Source organism: Winogradskyella undariae (genome assembly GCF_013285155.1).
Classification (GTDB): domain Bacteria; phylum Bacteroidota; class Bacteroidia; order Flavobacteriales; family Flavobacteriaceae; genus Winogradskyella; species Winogradskyella undariae.
Map to the genome: position 1 here is coordinate 100,299 of NZ_JABTEL010000007.1, position 21,023 is coordinate 121,321.

16 protein-coding genes and 1 riboswitch are annotated in these 21,023 nt (G+C 32.3%); of the genes, 8 read left to right on the forward strand and 8 right to left on the reverse strand.

The genetic code is table 11. From position 1 onward, the window contains the following. The first annotated feature begins 440 nt into the window (after positions 1-440). The gene (locus HSX10_RS11125; protein ID WP_173588300.1) at positions 441-1,643 is read left to right on the forward strand and encodes a T9SS type A sorting domain-containing protein; all 1,203 of its coding nucleotides are present in this window, start codon (positions 441-443) and stop codon (positions 1,641-1,643) included. A 446-nt stretch (positions 1,644-2,089) separates the two neighbouring features. On the opposite strand, the gene HSX10_RS11130 is transcribed toward HSX10_RS11125, so the two are convergent. After that, positions 2,090-4,480, reverse strand: a complete 2,391-nt coding sequence (locus tag HSX10_RS11130; RefSeq protein ID WP_173588301.1) for a polysaccharide lyase 6 family protein — start codon at positions 4,478-4,480, stop codon at positions 2,090-2,092. A gap of 197 nt (positions 4,481-4,677) precedes the next feature. Between HSX10_RS11130 and HSX10_RS11135 the strand changes: the two genes are divergently transcribed. Next, positions 4,678-5,499: a DMT family transporter gene (locus tag HSX10_RS11135; protein WP_367651267.1), complete on the forward strand. Its 822-nt coding sequence runs from the start codon at positions 4,678-4,680 to the stop codon at positions 5,497-5,499. Positions 5,500-5,502: 3 nt separating this feature from the next. On the opposite strand, the gene metF is transcribed toward HSX10_RS11135, so the two are convergent. From metF to HSX10_RS11155, 4 genes are all read right to left on the reverse strand, one after another. Next, a complete protein-coding gene (metF, locus tag HSX10_RS11140; protein ID WP_173588303.1) occupies positions 5,503-6,456 on the reverse strand; it encodes a methylenetetrahydrofolate reductase [NAD(P)H] in 954 nt (317 codons plus the stop codon). Between the two features lie 303 nt (positions 6,457-6,759). Then, complete coding sequence (gene metH, locus HSX10_RS11145) at positions 6,760-9,477, reverse strand: methionine synthase (protein WP_173588304.1); 2,718 nt, start codon at positions 9,475-9,477, stop codon at positions 6,760-6,762. Between the two features lie 27 nt (positions 9,478-9,504). Beyond that, a complete protein-coding gene (locus HSX10_RS11150) occupies positions 9,505-10,506 on the reverse strand; it encodes a homocysteine S-methyltransferase family protein (protein WP_173588305.1) in 1,002 nt (333 codons plus the stop codon). 60 nt (positions 10,507-10,566) lie between these two features. Further along, entirely contained in the window at positions 10,567-11,736 is a 1,170-nt protein-coding gene (locus HSX10_RS11155) for a trans-sulfuration enzyme family protein (RefSeq protein ID WP_173588306.1), read from the reverse strand. A 105-nt stretch (positions 11,737-11,841) separates the two neighbouring features. Beyond that, a riboswitch (SAM riboswitch) is annotated at positions 11,842-11,965 on the reverse strand. A gap of 135 nt (positions 11,966-12,100) precedes the next feature. Here HSX10_RS11155 and HSX10_RS11160 point away from each other — a divergent pair. From HSX10_RS11160 to HSX10_RS11170, 3 genes are all read left to right on the forward strand, one after another. Then, positions 12,101-12,694, forward strand: coding sequence for a HupE/UreJ family protein (locus tag HSX10_RS11160; RefSeq protein ID WP_173588307.1), 594 nt, complete (start codon positions 12,101-12,103; stop codon positions 12,692-12,694). A gap of 99 nt (positions 12,695-12,793) precedes the next feature. Then, the gene (locus HSX10_RS11165) at positions 12,794-13,225 is read left to right on the forward strand and encodes a deoxycytidylate deaminase (RefSeq protein WP_173588308.1); all 432 of its coding nucleotides are present in this window, start codon (positions 12,794-12,796) and stop codon (positions 13,223-13,225) included. Next, a complete protein-coding gene (locus HSX10_RS11170; RefSeq protein ID WP_173588309.1) occupies positions 13,225-14,835 on the forward strand; it encodes a S41 family peptidase in 1,611 nt (536 codons plus the stop codon). Before HSX10_RS11165 ends, HSX10_RS11170 begins: the two co-directional genes overlap by 1 nt. Before the next feature lie 3 nt (positions 14,836-14,838). On the opposite strand, the gene HSX10_RS11175 is transcribed toward HSX10_RS11170, so the two are convergent. Genes HSX10_RS11175 through HSX10_RS11185 form a run of 3 tightly spaced genes read right to left on the reverse strand, consistent with a single transcriptional unit; the run spans position 14,839 to position 16,239 of the window. Further along, a complete protein-coding gene (locus HSX10_RS11175; RefSeq protein ID WP_173588310.1) occupies positions 14,839-15,444 on the reverse strand; it encodes an FAD-dependent oxidoreductase in 606 nt (201 codons plus the stop codon). Beyond that, positions 15,444-15,644: a hypothetical protein gene (locus tag HSX10_RS11180; RefSeq protein WP_173588311.1), complete on the reverse strand. Its 201-nt coding sequence runs from the start codon at positions 15,642-15,644 to the stop codon at positions 15,444-15,446. Before HSX10_RS11180 ends, HSX10_RS11175 begins: the two co-directional genes overlap by 1 nt. Positions 15,645-15,657: 13 nt before the next feature. Next, entirely contained in the window at positions 15,658-16,239 is a 582-nt protein-coding gene (locus tag HSX10_RS11185; protein WP_173588312.1) for a MarC family protein, read from the reverse strand. Positions 16,240-16,515: 276 nt separating this feature from the next. Between HSX10_RS11185 and HSX10_RS11190 the strand changes: the two genes are divergently transcribed. The 3 genes from HSX10_RS11190 (at position 16,516) to HSX10_RS11200 (ending at position 20,836) form a co-directional block, all read left to right on the forward strand. Continuing rightward, positions 16,516-17,082 (forward strand): DUF3109 family protein, encoded by a 567-nt coding sequence (locus tag HSX10_RS11190; protein WP_173588313.1) that lies wholly within the window; start codon positions 16,516-16,518, stop codon positions 17,080-17,082. 680 nt (positions 17,083-17,762) lie between these two features. Then, positions 17,763-19,037, forward strand: a complete 1,275-nt coding sequence (locus tag HSX10_RS11195) for a ribonucleotide-diphosphate reductase subunit beta (protein ID WP_173588314.1) — start codon at positions 17,763-17,765, stop codon at positions 19,035-19,037. 14 nt (positions 19,038-19,051) lie between these two features. Further along, positions 19,052-20,836: a ribonucleoside-diphosphate reductase subunit alpha gene (locus HSX10_RS11200; RefSeq protein ID WP_173588315.1), complete on the forward strand. Its 1,785-nt coding sequence runs from the start codon at positions 19,052-19,054 to the stop codon at positions 20,834-20,836. The last annotated feature ends 187 nt before the right edge of the window (positions 20,837-21,023 follow it).

Consider the following 21,023-nt stretch of genomic DNA (forward strand, 5'->3'; position numbering starts at 1 on the left):
ATTAACTAAGATAGTGTTATTTAACCTGAATTAGAATAACCAAAGGCAAAATTATCAGGACTAAGAGTTGATGATTTTGTATTAATACAATGTATTTTTTATGCTTTTATATATTCACTTTATTGATTAGCATTTTTTTAAACGAAAAAGTGATGGTTGAGTGTGTTTTATGTGTTTAAAAATTAGCTATTTAAGTGTTGTTTTTGTTGAATTTATAGTTTTGGAAACAAGAGTTCTGAATTATGAATTTCTGTATTTACTGATGTAAATATGAATATAAATTAATTTTTTATATAATTTATTAATTATAATGTTTTTACTGATTTTTTTGATTATATTTGGTAAACCAGATTGGTAAACCAATTTTAATACGATTAAAACTCTATATAATACGTAGTTAGAATTGTGTAAAATGAATAATAACTAAAAAAACAACAATTATGAAACAACAACTACTCTTTGCGTTACTTTTTGTAACAGCTATTGGATTTTCTCAAACATTTGACAATATTCCAACAGGAACCGGCTATTACATTAATAAATTAATTGTAAGTCCAAATGGATCAGATTTAACAAATGAATTAATTGAGGTTAGAGGTCCAGCTAATGAAATTATTCCTGAAGATTTATGGTTACTGGTAATTGATGGTGATGGAAACGCTAGCAATTATGGAAAAGTAACTCAAGAAATTCAATTAGGAGATGGTACAAGAACATTTGGTGCTAATGGCATTTTTGCTATTGTTTGTAATTATACAGATGAAGATACAGCTGTCGTTACAACAAGTCCTTATGCTTCTTTAATGGATTCAGATGCTAGTGTTCTTACTATTGAGTTAACAGGGAATGATGTTACAGGTGGTAGTTCTAGTAATGTTTCTACACAAACACCAGATATAGGTTATAATGGTAATTTTGCAGATGCTTCTGGTTCTTATATGTTAATTCAAGGAGAAGATCCAGATGGTGTGGCTATTGACGGTCCTGAAGCTGGAGATGGTCTAGCTTTCGATGGTGTTATAGATTCTGTAGGTCCACACACTTCATGGATTTTATATGATTCAGTGGCTTATTTAGATGATGATATAGAAAACGATTTTCCAGAAAGAGGTTATGCTCAAATTGTTTTCGCTCAAGATATGGCAACTAATGGAGTAAATCAAACTGCAACTACAAGTGCTACTATGATTGATTTTCCAGGATCAGATCCACATGTTATTATAAGACAAGGAACAAATACAGGTTTTACAACTAATGATTGGGCAATTGGTGATACAAGCGGAGATTCACCTGATTGGGAATTGGATCAAGATGATACATTACCTATGGCTTTTAGAGAATGGGCAGGTATTAATACCGTTTATGGTGCATTAAATCCTACAGCAAACACTTTGTCAACTGAAAGTTTTGAATTAAATAGTTTTAGTATTTATCCTAATCCAGCAGATGTAACTATAACAATTACATCATTAGATCAAACAATTGATTCTGTTGAGTTATTTAATGTGCTTGGAAGAAGTGTATTACAAACTTCAGTTTTAACTAATGATACTGTAAATGTATCTGATTTAGCTTCAGGGATTTATTTACTTAAAATAAAATCTGGAATTAATTCAGTAACTAAAAGAATTATTATTGAGTAGTGTTTTTAATTTTTAGCAATGAAGGGCAACTTAATTTTTAAGTTGCCCTTTTCTTTTTAAATTGAACTCTGAATTTAAGGCCTATTAGTTATAAATGATGAGAACCGAGTGCAGAGTATCTAAGAAGTATCAACGGGAGAATCTTCAAGAGTCTATATAATATTAAAACTTGTTTACTTACTAGAGTAACTTTGCAATTGTAGATTAATGCTTTCTCAGGAATGAATATGAGGATAAGGTTTGGTTTCTTTTTTAGCTATACTATTATGTTTTTAAAAATACAGACGAATGACTTCTTCTTTTTTTTATTATGATTAACTAAATCGCAATATGTATTTATAATTAAGAATGGAAGATAGAATGTCAATAAAAAAAAGCTAAACAATATTATATTGCTTAGCTTTTTTATAGTTGGTTTTAAACCCTTTAAAAAATTTGTGTTTATTTTATTGTTGAATAAGACCTATCAGTTCTTTGTCATTATTTTCCTTAAGTAATGGCGATTTCTTTCCTGGGATATAATTTTCTTTATCGTCCCATTTAGGATTTTTATAAATCAGATCTTCTTCTTTGGCTCCCTTAGTCACTTTAGGGTAGCCATTATCATCGAATAAACAATTAGATATAATATTCTTAAAACCTTTAATATTAACAGGCGTTTCTGATTTATAACTATTAATAAAAACTGAATTTTTAATCGTTACTTCGTTAATACCATTTGTAATAAGAGATCTTCCTTTTTCTTCATTAGCAACTCTATCAAATACACTATTTGTAATTGTTAGTATACCTCCTTCAGCATTTACATCTAATACGTTTCTAGTATAATTTACAGCAAATTCTTCAATATCTTTAAATATACAATTGTCAACTACAATTTCTAAAGCGCTGTACCTTCCATAGTCATCATTTTTATAAGATGAAAGATTTAAACCTCTATAACTATTTATAAATTTAGAGTTTTTGAAAGTTAAATTACGAGCTAAAGTCCCTTCATAAGCTTTATAAATACTTCCTCCATTTTGAGTTGTGAAGTTTTGAAACGTACAATTTTCTGCATTAAGTGCATATGCTTCAGATTCTAATTTGTCTGGTGATACTATAGCGTATTTAGGTGGGCTGCTATGAGTGGCATCAAAAGTTATATTTTTTAATACAAGAGATACGCCTTCATTAATACGGATAAAGTAATTAAAAGGCTTTTCGATATCACCTTGCATTTTAAAAACAGAGCGACCTTCACTTGCTCCAAGTACCGTAATGTTTTTGTTCACTTTAAGGCTTTTATTAAATTCATAAATCCCAGGTTTTAAAGTAATAACATCACCATCTTTCGCTCTACTAAATACTTTAGATAAGGTGCCAATTCCGGGGTCTGCAATTAAGTCTCCGGCTTTAGTGACTGGAGCTACGATATTTGGTTTCCAACCAGGACCAGTTCTAGCTTTTAAAGCCATTGGAATGTTAGTATTGTTTAAGTTAAATGCTCCTGCAACATAAGATTCTCTTGTGGTATCTGTAATATCTTTATTAGGGCTTTTATTTGTACTACTTACACTTGTAAGTATTGGGTTATTTTCTGTTGGCATAGGTAAAGACTTTAAGAGAGTCCAATCTATACTTGCTTTTGTAAAGTATTGAGGGTTTACCATAGCCTCACTATCTACAATATTTCCAGAGAATGTAATGCCATCAACAGTATCAACATATTCTGCTATTTTTCCACCGTTGGTATTGGTAATAAGATTATTTGCAAAAACAGTATTAATTGGTGCTAGGCTTAATTCTTCATTTTTACCGCCTCCAAACGTCATGGGGCCACAGTTAATAATAGTGTTGTTTTGTATGTCGACATTTTTAACTTGGTTATAACGGTTTAATGGAGAGTTTGGTACACCATTCATAATAACAATTGGTCCTCTAAAATCATCCCCAGTTAAACCAATTAATAAATTATTTCTTACAATATGACCTTCGTTTATAATTCTAATTCCTCCTGTTTTAGATACGTTATTTCCTAAAAAAACATTGTTTTCTACAAGCGCATTATTACCATGTCTAAGGGTTAGCGTTCCCTTGCTTTCAATAAAAAGGTTGTTTCTAAAAATATTATCTCCAGATTTGTTAGAGATAATTTCTATTTCACCATCACATTGTTTAAATGTATTGCTCTCAATGATGGTTTTTGAAGATTTCATAGAGTTATCACTTGTGCCAATTCTAATCGTTTCTCCTCCATTTTCTCCCAAGTCTGGTCGAGTCCCAAAATAATTATGATCTATTTGGTGGTTGTTTTCAGTATGCTCTTCTCCTTTTAGCCAAACAACCACCGTTGTTCCTGCAGAAGTTTTACCTGTAAAGTTGTTGTGATCTACGCGGTTATTTTTACCCCAAAGATCTACCCAGTGATTTTTTATGCCATCAGCGACATCAAAATAAGAGATAGTAGAATTTGTAAACCTGCAATTATTAGCAAATTCCTTAGAGTTTTTTCTAAATTGTACAACGTGTTTAGAGGTTGAGTTTCCATCTTTAAACCAAAGTCCACTTACAATAACGTGGCTACCATAAATACTTAAACTAGAATCGCCCGATAAAATAACTTCACCAGGGGTTTCAGCTTTAATAATTATAGGGTTTTCTTTAGTTCCATTACCATGGGCTAAAAGGTTTGCGTCTTTCCATTCACCGTTTTTTAATACAATAGTTCCGCCGTTAGAGATTTTTGAAATTGCGGTATTATATTCTGTGAGATTTGAAACTGTAATATCTTGCGCTTTTGTAGAGTTTAAGATAAAAAAAGCGCTAATAAAAAGTAGTAGATGTGTTGTTTTCATTTGTTAAATTAGTTCAGTATTTCTATAACATAAAAATAAGCAAAAACAGTTCTATTTTTTAATTATAGCACTAAAAATCAGTAATAATTACGTTGTTTTTCTAATTAAATTTTATGATTTATTATGTAAATTGCTTCATCTTAAAATAACAGCTAAATTATTAAGCTTAAAATCCTAAATAAATTCTGAAAAAGGCAATACAATACATGGTTATCAGTGCTTTGGCTTTCACATTTTTAAATGTGTTTGTAAAGACCTTAAATGATTTTAGCGTTTATCAAATTGTGTTTTTTAGATCACTAGGATCATTATTTTTTACGTTTCCATATTTATTGAAAAATAAAATTTCAATCTTAGGAAATAAAAGAGGTTTGTTAGTTTTACGAAGCATTTTTGGACTCATTTCTATGACTTTATTTTTTCTGTCTATAAAATATATAGCCATGGGAACAGCAGTTTCAATTCGGTATATAGCCCCGATTTTTGCTGCGTTTTTTGCCTTGTTTTTTTTGAAGGAAAAAGTAAGACCTATGCAATGGTTATTCTTCGGAATTGCTTTTTTAGGCGTCCTTATTTTGAAGGGATTTGATAGTGAAATGCAAGTTGAAGGTGTTGTTTATGCTTTAATATCTGCCTTGTTTTCTGGCTTGATTTTTATAACAATCAGAAAAATTGGGAGTAATGATCATCCTGTAGTAGTTGTCAATTATTTTATGGTAATATCTACTGTAATTGGCGGATTTTTAACGATTAACAGTTGGGTTACTCCAGTTGGGATTGAATGGTTAATATTAATGAGTTTGGGTGTTTTTGGGTATTTTGCTCAGTTATATATGACCAAAGCCATGCAAGTAGGAGAAACTAATCAGGTCGCTCCTTTAAAATATCTCGAAGTTATTTTTACCATGATAATCGGTTTAGTATGGTTTGGTGAAACTTATACGATGTGGAGTTTATTAGGGATTTTACTCATTGTATTTGGTTTAACATTGAATGTTCTTACTAAGAAAAAAGCTTAATATTTAGAACAATTCTGAAGCAATAGCTTTTACATTATCACTTTTTCCCATAGAGTAGTAGTGCAATACTGGCACACCTGCCTGTTGCAATTCTTTAGATTGTTGTATCGCCCATTCTACACCTACTTGTCGTACTTGTTCGTTCGATTTACAGCCATCAACAGCATCAATTAAATCTTCCGGTAAATCAATTTTAAAGACTTGTGGTAATAATTGTAAATGGCGTTTTACAGCAAGCGGTTTTATACCTGGAATTATAGGCACATTTATACCTTCTGCTTTTGCCGCTTTTACAAATTCGAAATATTTATTGTTATCAAAAAACATTTGTGTAACCACATAATCTGCGCCAGCATCTACTTTCTCTTTTAAGCGTTTTAAATCTGTTTTTAAAGAAGGAGATTCAAGATGTTTTTCAGGGTAACCAGCAACACCAATACAAAAATCAGATTTATCATCCGCTTCAAGAACATCATGTAAATAGTGTCCATTGTTTAGGTTTTGAATCTGACTCACCAAGCCTTTTGCAAATTGATGTCCACCATCACAAGCTTCAAAATATTGCTGATGTTTCATGGCATCTCCTCGTAATGCCATCACATTATTTAAGCCTAGATAATGACAATCAACCAATAAGTATTCAGTCTCTTCTTTTGTAAAGCCACCACATAACACATGCGGAACCGTGTCTACATCGTACTTGTGTTTTATAGCAGCACAAATACCAACAGTTCCAGGTCGCATACGTGTAATTTTGCGATCTAAAAGCCCTTGTTTTTCTATATAGAGATACTCTTCTCTAGAGGTTGTAACATCTATAAATGGAGGTTTAAATTCCATTAAAGGATCTATATTATTATAGAGTTGTTGTATGCTATTTCCTTTTCTTGGTGGAATAATTTCAAAGGAAAATAACGTTTTTCCGTTAGCGTTTTTTATGTGATCTGTTACTTTCATGTACTTTCAGTTATTGTTTTAATATGGTCACATGTTGTTCGCTAATAATCATTTTGATAAATGATAATGTTTTAAACATGCTCGTTTCATACTATTGCCCACGAAAGTGGGTGTCTTTTTAATGTAATATCTTTTATTTTGGCGTTACCTAAAGGTCGCGCTTTCCGTTATATCTTTTTACTTGTTTTCGATACAATGTTCCTATCGTCACATTACTCAAACTGACGTAAAAAGGATGCCACTTCAACTGCAAAGCAATCACGATTTCTTCCATTATAATTTGGATGAGTAATCGCTAACGCACTAATCTGCAATGTTAGGACTCAACCATTTCGTTGCTTCTTCATTAGAAATAGCTCTTCTTTTAGAGTAATCTTCAACCTGATCTTCTTTTATTTTTCCTAATCCAAAATATTTAGCTTCTGGGTTTGCAAAATAGTAACCACTAACACTTGCTGCTGGCCACATTGCTAAACTTTCTGTAAGCTCAACTCCAATGTTTTCTTCAACATTTAAAAGGTTCCAAATGGTTTTCTTCTCTAAGTGATCTGGGCAAGCAGGATAACCAGGTGCTGGTCGAATTCCTTTATAGCTTTCTTTAATTAAATCAGCATTAGATAGGTTTTCATCATTAGCATAACCCCAATGTTTTGTTCTTACTTCTTTATGTAAATATTCAGCAAAAGCTTCGGCTAATCTATCGGCTAAAGCTTTAATCATAATGGAATTATAATCATCGTGCTCTGCTTCAAATTGTGCTGCTAGTTCTGCAGTTCCAAACCCTGTTGATACACAAAAACAGCCCATGTAATCTTGCTTCCCTGTTGCTTTTGGCGCTATAAAATCTGATAAAGCAATGTTTGGCTTCCCTTCTGATTTTTTAGATTGCTGACGTAGCGTTAAGAATTTGAATTTGTCTGGTCGAGCGGAGTCGAGACCTTCTTGGGATGCTTCGGCAGGCTCAGCATGACAATCCTTAATCTCAATATCATCATCATTAGTCGTATTGGCTTCAAACAAACCAAAAATGGCTTTTGCCTTTAAAAGCTTTTTATCAAAAATACGTTTCAATAATACTTTTGCATCGGCAAATAATTCTGTGGCTTGTTCTCCAACGACATTATCCGTTAAAATTTCTGGATATTTTCCATGTAAATCCCAGCTCCTAAAGAAAGGTGACCAATCGATAAATTCTTCAAGTTTAGTGATGTCAAAATCTTCTATAATTTGAATGCCTAATTCCTTAGGTTTTACAATTTCGGAAGCAGTCCAATCAATTTTAAATTTGTTTTTTCTAGCGTCTTTAATTGTTAGATATTCTTTTTTTCTAGTTCGTTTTAAGAATTGCTCTCTAAAAAAATCATATTCCTCACGAATCTGATTTTTATAAATTTTGCTATCTTTTTTAAGTAAATCACCAACAACGGTTACTGCTCTAGAGGCATCATTGATGTGCACAACAGTATTTGCATAATGTGGAGCGATTTTTACAGCAGAATGTGCTCTAGAGGTTGTTGCTCCACCAATGATTAACGGAATTTTTACATTTTGTTTTTCTAGCTCTTTAGAAACGTAAACCATTTCATCAAGGGATGGTGTAATTAATCCGCTCAAACCAATAATATCGACCTTTTCCCTTATGGCGGTTTCTATAATTTTTTCTGGTGGAACCATAACACCAAGATCAATGATTTCATAGTTATTACAACCTAAAACAACACTTACAATATTCTTTCCAATATCATGCACATCGCCTTTTACGGTGGCCATTAAAATACGACCTGCAAATTCTTGTTTTCCATCTTTTTCGGCTTCAATAAAGGGTTGAAGATAAGCCACTGCTTTTTTCATTACTCGTGCTGATTTCACCACTTGAGGTAAGAACATTTTACCGCTTCCAAATAAATCACCAACCACATTCATACCAATCATTAAATGACCTTCAATAACGTGAATTGGTTTGTCTGAAGCCAAACGTGCTTCTTCCACATCTTCAATAATAAAGGCATCAATACCTTTAACTAAAGCATGCGTAATTCGTTCTTGTAAAGCATCACTTCTCCATTCTAAAACCTTTTCTTCATGTTCTTTTTTCTGTCCTTTTAAAGATTCAGCAAAATCTAAAAGTCGTTCGGTTGCATCATCACGTTTATCAAACAAAACATCTTCTACACGTTCTAGTAATTCTTTGTCTATTTCGTCATAAATTTCGAGCATGGTTGGATTAACGATTCCCATATTCATACCGTTTTTAATCGCATGATATAAAAAGGCAGAATGCATCGCTTCACGTACAATATTATTTCCTCTAAATGAAAAAGACACATTACTTACACCTCCAGAAACATTAGCATGTGGTAAGTTTTCACGAATCCATTTAGTGGCTTCAAAGAAATCTAATGCATTTCTGCGGTGCTCATCCATACCTGTTGCAACAGGAAAAATATTTGGGTCAAAAATGATATCTTGAGCAGGAAATTTAAGTTCGTTAACTAAAATGTGATACGAGCGTTTACAAATTTCAATACGTCTATTGTAATTATCGGCTTGACCATCTTCATCAAAAGCCATAACAACAACTGCTGCTCCATAACGTTTTATTAGTTTTGCATGGTGTTTAAATTGCGCTTCGCCTTCCTTTAAACTGATAGAATTAACAACACATTTTCCTTGTGCAACTTGCAAACCAGCTTCTATAATTTCCCATTTAGAACTGTCAATCATCAAGGGGATTCTAGAAATATCTGGTTCTGAAGCAATCAGATTTAAGAAGGTTGTCATGGCATAAACTCCATCTAACATCCCTTCATCCATGTTAACATCTAAAATTTGTGCACCTCCATCTACTTGATCTCTGGCAACTTCTAATGCTTCATCGTATTTTTCTTCTTTTATAAGACGAAGAAATTTACGAGAGCCTGTAACATTGGTACGTTCACCAACGTTAATGAAGTTACTTTCTGGTGTTATTATTAAGGGCTCTAAACCAGAGAGCGTAAGATATTTTTTATTTTGAGTCATGTTAGTCTTTTCAAAGTGGATTCCTGCCTACGCAGGAATGACAATTTTTCTTGGTTCGTAATTTTTAGCTACTTCTGCAATGGCTTTAATATGCGCAGGACTTGTGCCACAACAGCCTCCAATAATATTGATGAGGTTATCTTTTAGATAGTCTTCTATATATTGTTGCATTTGCTTCGGTGTTTCTTCATATTCTCCAAAGGCATTTGGTAAACCTGCGTTTGGATGTGCTGAGGTGAAAAATTCCGTTTCGTTAGATAAGCGTTGCAAATAAGGTTTTAATTGTTGGGCTCCAAGCGCACAATTAAAGCCCACACTTAATAGCGGAATATGAGATATTGAGGTTAAAAATGCTTCAACGGTTTGGCCAGATAATGTTCTACCAGAAGCATCTGTTATGGTTCCTGAAACCATTATTGGAATATCAATATGGCGTTCTTCTTTTATTTCTTCAATAGCAAATAATGCTGCTTTTGCGTTCAGCGTATCAAAAATAGTTTCGACTAAAAGGATATCAACACCACCATCAATTAAGGCTTCTACTTGTTGTTTATAGGCGATTCGCAATTCATTAAAAGTTATCGCTCTGTATTCTGGTCGGTTAACATCTGGTGATAAACTTGCGGTTTTATTTGTTGGGCCAATACTGCCTGCAACAAAACGCGGTTTTTCGGGGTTTTCTTTAGTGAACTTGTCTGCAACTTGTTTCGCGATTTTAGCAGATTCAAAATTCAGTTCGTACACCAAATTCTCCATATCGTAATCTGCCATGGCAATTGTAGTCCCAGAAAAGGTGTTGGTTTCTACAATATCTGCACCAGCTTCGAAATATTTTGCATGAATTTCTGCAATCGCTTCTGGTTGTGTTAATGATAATAAATCGTTGTTACCTTGTAAAGGAGACGGGTAATCTTTAAAACGTTCGCCTCTAAAATCTTCTTCTTTAAAACTGTATTGCTGAAGCATAGTTCCCATGGCTCCGTCTAAAACCAAAATTCGTTTTTGTAATTCGTCTTTTATATTGCTCATAATATGTGTTTGTTCTCGATATAATTTTATTTTGATATTATAAAATTACTCGAGCTGACCTTAGTTTTGTAAAGCTTGTTTTAAATCGTTAATGATGTCTTCGGGGTGTTCTAAACCTACTGAAACTCTTATTAACCCTGAAGTGATTCCTGTTTCTAAACGGACATCTTCTGGTATTTTTGCATGTGTTGTAGATGCAGGATGTGTTACAATACTTCGTGTATCTCCTAAATTTGCTGAAAGTGAAAGGAGTTGAATTGCATTAAGAAATTTACGACCTGCTTCAATACCTCCTTTTATTTCAAAAGCCACAACATTGCCTCCTAGTTTCATTTGTTTTTTTGCTAATTCGTATTGTGGATGCGATTTTAAAAATGGATATTTTACAAAATTTACATTAGCGTTAGACTCTAAAAAAGTCGCAACTTTTAATGCGTTATCGCAATGTCTATCAACTCTAACAGGTAAGGTTTCTAAACTTTTAGATAAAACCCAAGCATTAAAAGGAGATAGGGCAGGACCTGTATTTCTTGAAAATAAATATATTTTTTGGATTAAATCTGCACTACCAACAGTTACACCTCCTAAAACTCTGCCTTGTCCATCCATTAATTTTGTAGCAGAATGAATTACTAAATTGGCGCCAAATTTTATAGGCTGTTGTAAGTATGGTGTTGCAAAACAATTGTCTATAATAAATATAAGGTTATGCTTTTTCGCAATATCTCCTAAACGTTGTAAATCTAAAATGTCTACAGCAGGATTTGTAGGGCTCTCAGCATAAATAACCTTGGTGTTGGGTTGGATTAAGCTTTCAATAGTATCTAATTCATCAATTTTAAAATAGCTTGTAGAGATATTCCACTTTGGTAATATGTTATTAAATAAGGTTTGAGTTGAACCAAAAATACTGCGGCATGAAACCACATGATCATCTGAATTTAATAAAGCGGCAAATGTTGAAAATACGGCAGACATGCCAGATGCAAAGGCGTAACCGCGTTCTGCACCTTCCATTAGACACACCTTTTCTACAAACTCTGAAGTATTAGGATTAGAATACCGACTGTAAATATTACGTTCTTTTTCATCTGCAAAAGACGCACGCATGTCTTCGGCATCTTCAAATACGTAGCTAGATGTTAAATACAAAGGGCTAGAATGTTCTAGATACTGAGAACGCTCAATCTGTGTTCTTATAGCTTCTGTTTCAATGTGTTTTGAACTCATTTTTCTTAGTTTTATGATAAACCAAAAATCAAATGCGTCAAAAAATGACGTGTAAATAGAAAAATGCTACAAGGGTATAAATTACCGTGATGAGGTAATTATATTGGGTTATCTATCTAAATTATTCGATAAATGAATCGAAAATTAAGTAGAATTTAGCACCTTCTTAATAAGTTTAAGGGTTGCTAAGGTTTCATAGGGTCTATCCCTCCACCTTTCTTGATAACATTTCAATAAGTTATTTGAACTTTGTGAACTACAATATTCAGAAAGAAATTAGAATTAAACAAGTTTTTATTCATAATTTTTTAATTCAGCATATTGCATTTTAATTGTAACTTTGGATTTCCCTAAAATATTATATATGTTAGAAAATTTTTGGTTTAATGTACAATATGGCATGAACCACGTCTTAGACATCAATGGTTACGACCACATTCTTTTTTTAATGGTATTAGCTGTTCCTTATCTATTTAATGATTGGAAACGTGTTTTACTTTTGGTTACAACCTTTACTTTGGGGCATACGCTATCATTGGTCTTAGCGGCTTATGGAATTGTTAGTATTAACGGAGAACTTGTAGAATTTTTAATACCAGTGACTATTTTAATAATGGCACTTTATAATGTGTTTACAGCGGGCAAGAAATCAAAAAATAATAAAATTGGATTGTTGTTTTTTACCACCTTATTTTTTGGAATTGTACATGGATTAGGATTTGCAAGAGAGTTTAAAATGTTCTCTGGACAATCTGAAAACAAGTTAGAATTACTTGTTGAGTTTGCTTTAGGGATTGAACTTGCTCAAGTTATCATTGTATTTATCGTGTTGTTTATTGGATTTATATGCCAGACTGTATTTAGGTTTTCGCGTCGCGATTGGATAATGGTACTTTCATCTATAGTCATAGGATTAGTAATTCCGATGATTTTAGGAAGCGATTTGATGAGGTCATAGAAAGTTTGGTAAAATTTTAACGTGAAGAAAAAGACGAATAAAATACTATCCGTTTATCTTCGTTATTAAGAACATACATCAGAATAACAAAATTTATTAATGTCAAAAATAAAACAGCTACGTTACGATAAAGCTTATTTGCGAATTGCTAAAGAATGGGGTAAATTATCTCATTGCGAACGTAAGCAAGTAGGTGCTGTAATAGTAAAAGATAGAATGATCATTTCTGATGGTTATAACGGAACACCTACAGGTTTTGAAAACTATTGTGAAGATGATGAGGGTTATACCAAATGGTACGTGTTGCATGCGGAAGCAAATGCGATTTTAAAAGTAGCTTCATCTACACAATCTTGCCAAGGCGCTACTTTGTATATTACACTTTCTCCTTGTAAGGAGTGTAGTAAATTAATTCACCAAGCAGGTATTGTTAGGGTTGTATATCATCAAGGTTATAAAGATGATTCGGGAATTAAATTTCTTGAAAAAGCAGGAATTCAACTAGAACTTATAGAAGATTTAAATGCCTAATGGCAACAAAAAACAAATATATTCCACTTTTAATCGGTGTTGCAATCGCGGCTGGTGTGATTATAGGTGGGAAATTAAATTTTTCAGATACCTCAGATAATCTCTTTACTACAAATAGCAAGAAAAACAAGCTTAATAGATTAATCGATTATATAGATTACGAATATGTAGAAGAGGTAAATACCGATAGTATTGTAGATGTTACGGTTAATGGTATTTTACATAATTTAGATCCACATTCTACATATATTCCTAAAGAAGATTTAGAACGGATTACTGAAAATATGAAAGGTGATTTTGTAGGTATTGGTATTAATTTTTATGCCTATAAAGACACTATTGCTGTTGTAAAACCTACGGAAAATGGTCCTAGTGAAAGTGCTGGGATTATGAGTGGAGATCGTATTCTTTTTGCCGATGGTGACACACTTTATGGTTCTAATAAATCTAGTAATGACATAGGTTTGAAATTAAAGGGAGACAAAAACACCAATGTTAAACTTGTTGTTTACAGAAAAGGTGAGGATAGTTTGCTAGAGTTTAATGTGAAACGCAAAAACATACCTATCAAAAGTGTTGAAGCATCCTATATGCTTACCGATAATTTAGGCTATATAAAAATGAATCGATTTGCAGAATCTACATATCGAGAATTTATGTTTGCTTTAGATGAATTAAAAGATCAAGGAGCAACCAAACTTGCATTAGATTTAAGAGATAATCCAGGTGGATTTTTAGGTATAGCAGAGCAAATTGTTGACGAATTTTTAGAAGACGATAAGCTTATTTTATTTACAAAAGATAAAAGAGGTAAAGAAGAGTATATCTACGCCACAGGAGATGGTGATTTTGAAGAAGGTGAAGTTTATATTCTAATTAATGAAAGTTCAGCATCGGCAAGTGAAGTCGTTGCAGGGGCTCTACAGGATAACGATAAAGGAATTATTGTAGGAAGACGTTCTTACGGAAAAGGATTGGTGCAAAGAGAAATGGCCTTAGGTGATGGTAGTGCGGTGCGTTTAACCGTTTCTAGATATTTTACACCTACGGGACGTTCTATCCAAAAACCTTATACTAATGGGGATAGTGAAAGTTATTACAATGACTATTATAAACGTTTAAGAACAGGAGAATTGGCACACGAAGAAAGTATCGTTGTAGATGATTCTTTAAAGTTTACAACACCTAAGGGAAAAGTTGTTTACGGTGGTGGTGGTATCATTCCAGATGTTTTTGTACCCGTGGATAGTTCGTTTGATAATGAAACAATTAATTACCTGAGAGGAAGGGGTCACTTTGGTTATTTTGTTTTTGAAGAATTAGATAAAGATCGCACTTTATATAAAGATATTTCTAAGTACGATTTTATTAATAATTTTCAAGTGAGTGATGATATTGCTGTTCGTTTTCAAGATTATATCAATAAAAAAGAACGAACTAATATTAGCTTCGTTGCTTACAACTCTGAAATAAAACGAATTATTAAAGCAACTTTAGCAAGTCAGCTATTTGATGATAATGCGTTTGAAGAAGTAATAAATAAAGAAGATATTATGGTGCAAGAAGTGATTCTTTTAAGCTCAGAATATCCAAATATTAAACAAGATTAATAATTATACCTTATCATGAATTTTGGTTTGTTTACCATCATTCCAAAGTGTTAAGATATCTGTAGCCACATGAGATCCGCTACCGCAAGCCATTGCAAACTGACTTCTCCAGCCGGCTAAAGAACCCGCAACATATAAGTTTTTTTCTACAAGATGATCTGTATTTTTTAACCAGATTCTGTCTTTTTCTATCGCTGATCTAGGGTGTGGTTCAATGTAGTTTTCAAGTCCTTTTAGGGTTATGAAACTTGTGTAGCCAACAGCTATGACTACTATTTTAGATTTGTAAATATGAGCATTGGTGGTTATTGTAAAGTAATCTTCACTTTTTTCAATAGAACTTACTTTTTCGTTTTCAATTTGCTCAATATGAGGATAAAGGTTCTCTAGTTGTATTTTGCCATCTTGAAGAATGTCTTCACCTAAAGTTCCGGGTTGTAGTCCTAAAACATTATTAAACAGAGCGTTTTGAAGATGAGATGTTTTTTGATGAGTGATTATTCCAATACGTTTATCTTGAGCAAAAGGTTTATTTTTTGCTGAACCTAAAACTAGGGCACAAGATAAACCAGCTGCTCCTCCACCAATAATTAAAGTATCAAAACACATTAGCGTTGTTTGTCTAATTTTTCTATTTTTTTAGAAATTCTAAGAATTTGTAAAAGAATAATAGCACAAAGCGCTGCCACAATTGTAATTAATGCAGTTTGACTTTCTCCTGTTAATAATGCATTGAAATTTAATTTCGTAGCATTAAAAATAACAAGCCCAATTCCGATAATTGTTAAAACAAGTGTGAGTATTTTCATATTTAAAATAGTTTTATGCCAATAACTCTTTAATGTTATGGGCAAATAATTTTACAGCAATGGCTAACAAAATTACACCAAAAATCTTTCTTATAATGTTAATTCCATTAGTTCCTATAATACGTTCAATTTTAGCTGATGTTTTTAAAACAATAAAAATAACTAAGACATTACTTATTACGGCAACGATAATATTTTCAATAGCAAATTCTGCACGTAGAGATAGTAAGGTGGTTAAAGTTCCTGGTCCTGCCATAAGCGGAAATGCTAAAGGGAAAACGGAAGCGGTAACAGCGCTATGTTCATCATCTTTATAAAGTGTAATGCCTAAAACCATTTCTAGAGCAATAAAAAAGATAACAAATGCACCCGCTACGGCAAATGAATTAACATCAATACCAATAAGACTTAGTAAACTTTTACCTACAAAAAGGAAAATAATCATAATTACACCAGCGATAATTGAGGCTTTTCCACTTTGTATATGTCCCACTTTTTTACGTAGGTCTATAATAATTGGAATATTTCCAACGATATCAATCACTGCAAAAAGGATCATAAAGGCTGTGACTATTTCTTTAAAATTTAGGTGCATTTCTTCTTAATTTAAATTTTGTGATAACTTGAGTTTGTGTGTATAAGTACTTGTCTTATAATTTGTTAAATCTCATGTTTCACTATTTGGGTTGAAATTTTTTGCAAAGGTGCGATATTATTGCATATTTTCAATAATAAATTATAGTTAAGTTTAAGTATTTTTGTTCTCTGTTTTTTATGCTCAATTTCTACGCTTTAAAAGTGGCTATTAATAGTATATTTGCAGCAGAAAAAGAATTAATAACAGCCATTGTTATGGCTAATTTAATAAATTATGTTTCAACTCGGAAAAACCATTGTCTCTGAAGATATTATAGAGAAAGATTTTGTTTGTAATCTTTCAGCATGTAAAGGTGCTTGTTGTATTGATGGGGATGCTGGAGCACCTGTAGATAAAGAAGAAGTTGAAATTTTAGAAGATATATATCCTAAGGTAAAACCGTTTCTTCGTAAAGAAGGAATAGAGGCTATTGAAGCTCAGGGGACGTCAATTACTACAGAGTTTGGCGATTTTGAAACGCCTTTAATTAATGGAGCAGATTGTGCTTATGTTATTTTTGATGAAAAAAAGACAGCGCTTTGTGCTATTGAGGAGGCTTACAACCAAGGTGAGATTCAGTGGAAAAAACCAGTATCTTGTCATTTATACCCTATTCGTGTAAAAGATTATTCAGAATTTTCTGGTGTTAATTACGATAAATGGGAAATCTGTGATGATGCATGTTCTTTAGGTAAAGAATTACAAGTGCCAGTTTATAAATTTGTAAAGGAAGCACTAATTAGAAAATTTGGTGAAGATTGGTATGCTGAATTAGAAAAAGTAGCAGAAAAACACAAGTAAGATGTGTTAAAAAATAATATTACTTAGGTTTTATTGGTGCTATTTTAATAGCGACAGGTGTTTTAATTTTTTAATTATACTCCCATATAATACTTCTTTAAAATGGTAAATTTTTCTTTAGTGATATTTTAACCGATTTTTTAATTTATTCTTTTTTTATCCTTCAATTTTTTATGATATCTTAATTTTTAAGACTTGTTAGTTGCTCGTCTAAAGAATGTTAAACCCATGCTCTTTTTTGTTTGTAAATTTTTCATGTTTTTTAATATTAAACCCTCAGTAAACACGCTTGCTGACGTTTGATTTAATAAGAAAAAACTTACATTTTTTATTATTAAAAATACAACTTAATGATTTGTATTACAAGTGTTTAATGGTTTTTTTTGGAATAATCATGTTTTACGGGTGTTAAAGCGCTTTGTTAAAAACTTGTTGACAACGTTTATAAAATCAGCTTTCATTTTTGACTACAATTGTCAATCTTTGCATCAGGCATAATGAAATAGATTTTTGTAAATTTTTTATGATACAAAATCGAAAACTCTATTTTAAAAGCAAGCCCCTATATTCCTCTTAAAAAGGAAGAAATTTAAACTCGTTTTACGGAATTACTGATAGAATTTGGAATGATTCAAACTCATTCTAATGGATATCTAGTCTTTAAAATTAAAAGAAAAACTATGGAGATTACCCAGATTATAAAAAGAGATTACGAAACAACTCCGTTTGTTTTAAATAAGATTTCTAACGCTATTGAAAAAGCAATGCTTTCTGTAGGAAATGGAAGTAAAGAGGATGCAAAAGGGATTTCTGTAGATGTATTAGAAACACTTTTAGAAAGAAAAAAAGCAGATCATGATTATTTACCTACAGTAGAAGAGGTGCAAGATCTTGCTGAGGAGAAGTTAATGAAAAGTGCTTTTCATGATGTGGCAAAAGCTTACATTTTATATAGAGACGAGCAAGCGAGAAGTAGAAAAACAAATATTTTTGAAAAGCGTATTAACTTAAAACCTTACGAATATCCAGAACTTAATGAGTATGTAGATGCTATTAGACATTCGTACTGGATTCATTCAGAATTTAACTTTACAAGCGATATTCAAGATTTTAAAACAAGACTGACTGTTGTAGAGCAAAATGCAATTAAAAACACCATGCTTGCTATTTCTCAAATAGAAGTGGCTGTAAAATCATTTTGGGGAGAGATTTATAACAAAATGCCTAAGCCCGAAATAGGATCTGTAGGTGCAACATTTGCAGAAAGTGAAGTACGTCACCACGATGCTTACTCGCATTTATTAGAAATATTAGGTCTTAATAACGAATTTAAGAACCTTAAGAAAAAGCCGGTAATAATGAGACGTGTTCATTATTTAGAAACCGCTTTAAAGAATGCAAAAAGTGAAGACAATAAAGAATATGCAGAGTCAATTTTATTGTTCTCTTTATTTATTGAGCATGTGTCTTTATTTTCACAATTCTTAATCATCATGGCGTTTAATAAGCATAAAAATATGCTTAAAGGTGTATCTAATGTTGTTGAAGCAACTTCGAAAGAAGAGCAAATTCATGGTGACTTCGGAATTGATATTATAAAAATTATTAAAAATGAAAATCCAACATGGTTTGATGCAGAACACAGCAGTCTAGTAAGAGAATTATGTGTTGAAGCATTTGACTCTGAAAGCAAACTTGTGGATTGGATTTTTGAAGCAGGTGAACTAGAGTTTTTACCTAAAGATGTAATTAATGAATTTATTAAAAACAGATTTAATAATTCATTAGAAAGCATTGGCATCGAAAAAGTATTTGATGTTGATGAGAGCTTATTAGTACAAACCGAATGGTTTGATGATGAAATTATAGGAACAAAACATGGAGATTTCTTTGTAAAACGTTCTATAAACTATGCTAAGAGACAAAAAAGTGTAACAGGAGACGACTTATTTTAAACCACAACGACCATATGAACCAAGACATTAAAAATACAGTGATTCACGAATCAACAAAAACATCTAGCCACGATGAATTAATTAAAGCTAGAAAAGAAGCTATAAAAGAAGCTAAAACAGAACCAGAAATTAAGTGGTTAACAGAAAATAGTCGTCAGTTTTTAGCCTCAGGATACCTAACAGGAGATACAACACCTGAAGAGCGTATAAGAGAAATTGCTGATAACGCAGAAAAAATATTAGGCATCGATGGTTTTGCCGATAAGTTTTATGGCTACATGGCCGAAGGTTATTACTCATTAGCATCACCAGTTTGGTCTAACTTCGGGAAAAAACGTGGGTTACCAATCAGTTGTTTTGGTTCGCACATTTCTGATGATATGGGAGATATTCTATATACACAGTCTGAAGTTGGTATGATGTCTAAATTAGGAGGTGGTACTTCTGGTTATTTTGGTAAATTAAGACATAGAGGTGCGCCTGTAAAAAATAATGGTGAATCTTCAGGAGCAGTTCATATTATGCAATTGTTTGAAAAAATGGTCGATGTTGTAAGTCAAGGTTCAGTGAGAAGAGGTCGTTTTTCGCCATACTTACCAATTGAGCATGCAGATATTCACGAGTTTTTAGAAATAGGTACAGAAGGAAATCCAATACAAGAGTTAACCCATGGTGTTACTGTTGGTAACGAGTGGATGCAAGAAATGATTGATGGTGATTCTGATAAAAGAGCCATCTGGGCAAAAGTATTACAACGTAGAGGAGAAATAGGATATCCTTATATCTTCTTTAGAGACAATGCTAATAACGAAGCTCCGGACGTTTATAAAGACAAAAAGCATGAGATTTACGCTAGTAACTTATGTTCAGAAATTATGTTACCTACAAACGATCGTTGGTCTTTTGTTTGTGTACTATCTTCTATCAACTTATTGCATTATGATAAGTGGAAAGATACCGATGCTGTAGAAACTATGGTATACTTTTTAGATGCGGTTTTAGAAGAATTTATTACCAAATTAGAAGTTTACAGAGATTCTGAAAACCGTGATGATAGACATACATTTATGTTTATGGAAAAAGCATACACGTTTGCTAAAGAAAACAGAGCTTTAGGTTTAGGAGCTTTAGGATGGCACTCTTTATTACAATCTAAAATGGTAAGTTTTGATAGTAAGGAAGCTTTTGATTTAAACAGTGAGATCTTTAAAACAATTAAAGATAAATCTGTTAAAGCATCAGAAGAATTAGCAACATTATTTGGTGAGCCAGAAGTTTTAAAAGGTTACGGAAGACGTAATACAACATTAAATGCTGTAGCGCCAACAACATCTTCTGCGTTTATTTTAGGACAAGTATCTCAAGGTATCGAGCCAATTTGGTCTAACAGTTATGTAAAAGATATTGCTAAAATTAAAACGACGATTAAAAACCCGTATTTAGTAGCGCTTTTAGAAGACAAAGGATTAAACACTAGTGCAATTTGGAAAAGCATCCGTGATTACGATGGTTCTGTACAACATTTAGATGAGCTTACAGAAGAAGAAAAAGACGTATTTAAAACCTATTCTGAAATTGACCAAATGACCATTATTTATCAGGCGGCAAACAGACAAAACCACATAGATCAATCACAGTCATTGAATATTATGGTGCATCCAGATATGCCCGTAAAAGATATTAATAAGCTTTATGTAACAGCATGGCAGTTAGGTGTAAAATCATTGTACTACCAACACAGTATGAATGCTGCACAGAAGTTTAAACAAAAGAAAGATTGTGCTAGTTGTGAAGGCTAGTAAATTGCTGCGAAAGTAGTAATCTCTCTTATTATAAATTTTAAAACCACTCAATAAAAAAAGTTTGGGTGGTTTTTTAAGGCAAAATTTTAAAGTGTTAAAATTAATTTAAGATATTGATGTTTAGGTTTTTACAAATTTTTATTTGTGTAAAGTGTCACAATTAAAGATTCATGGGTGTCGCTTA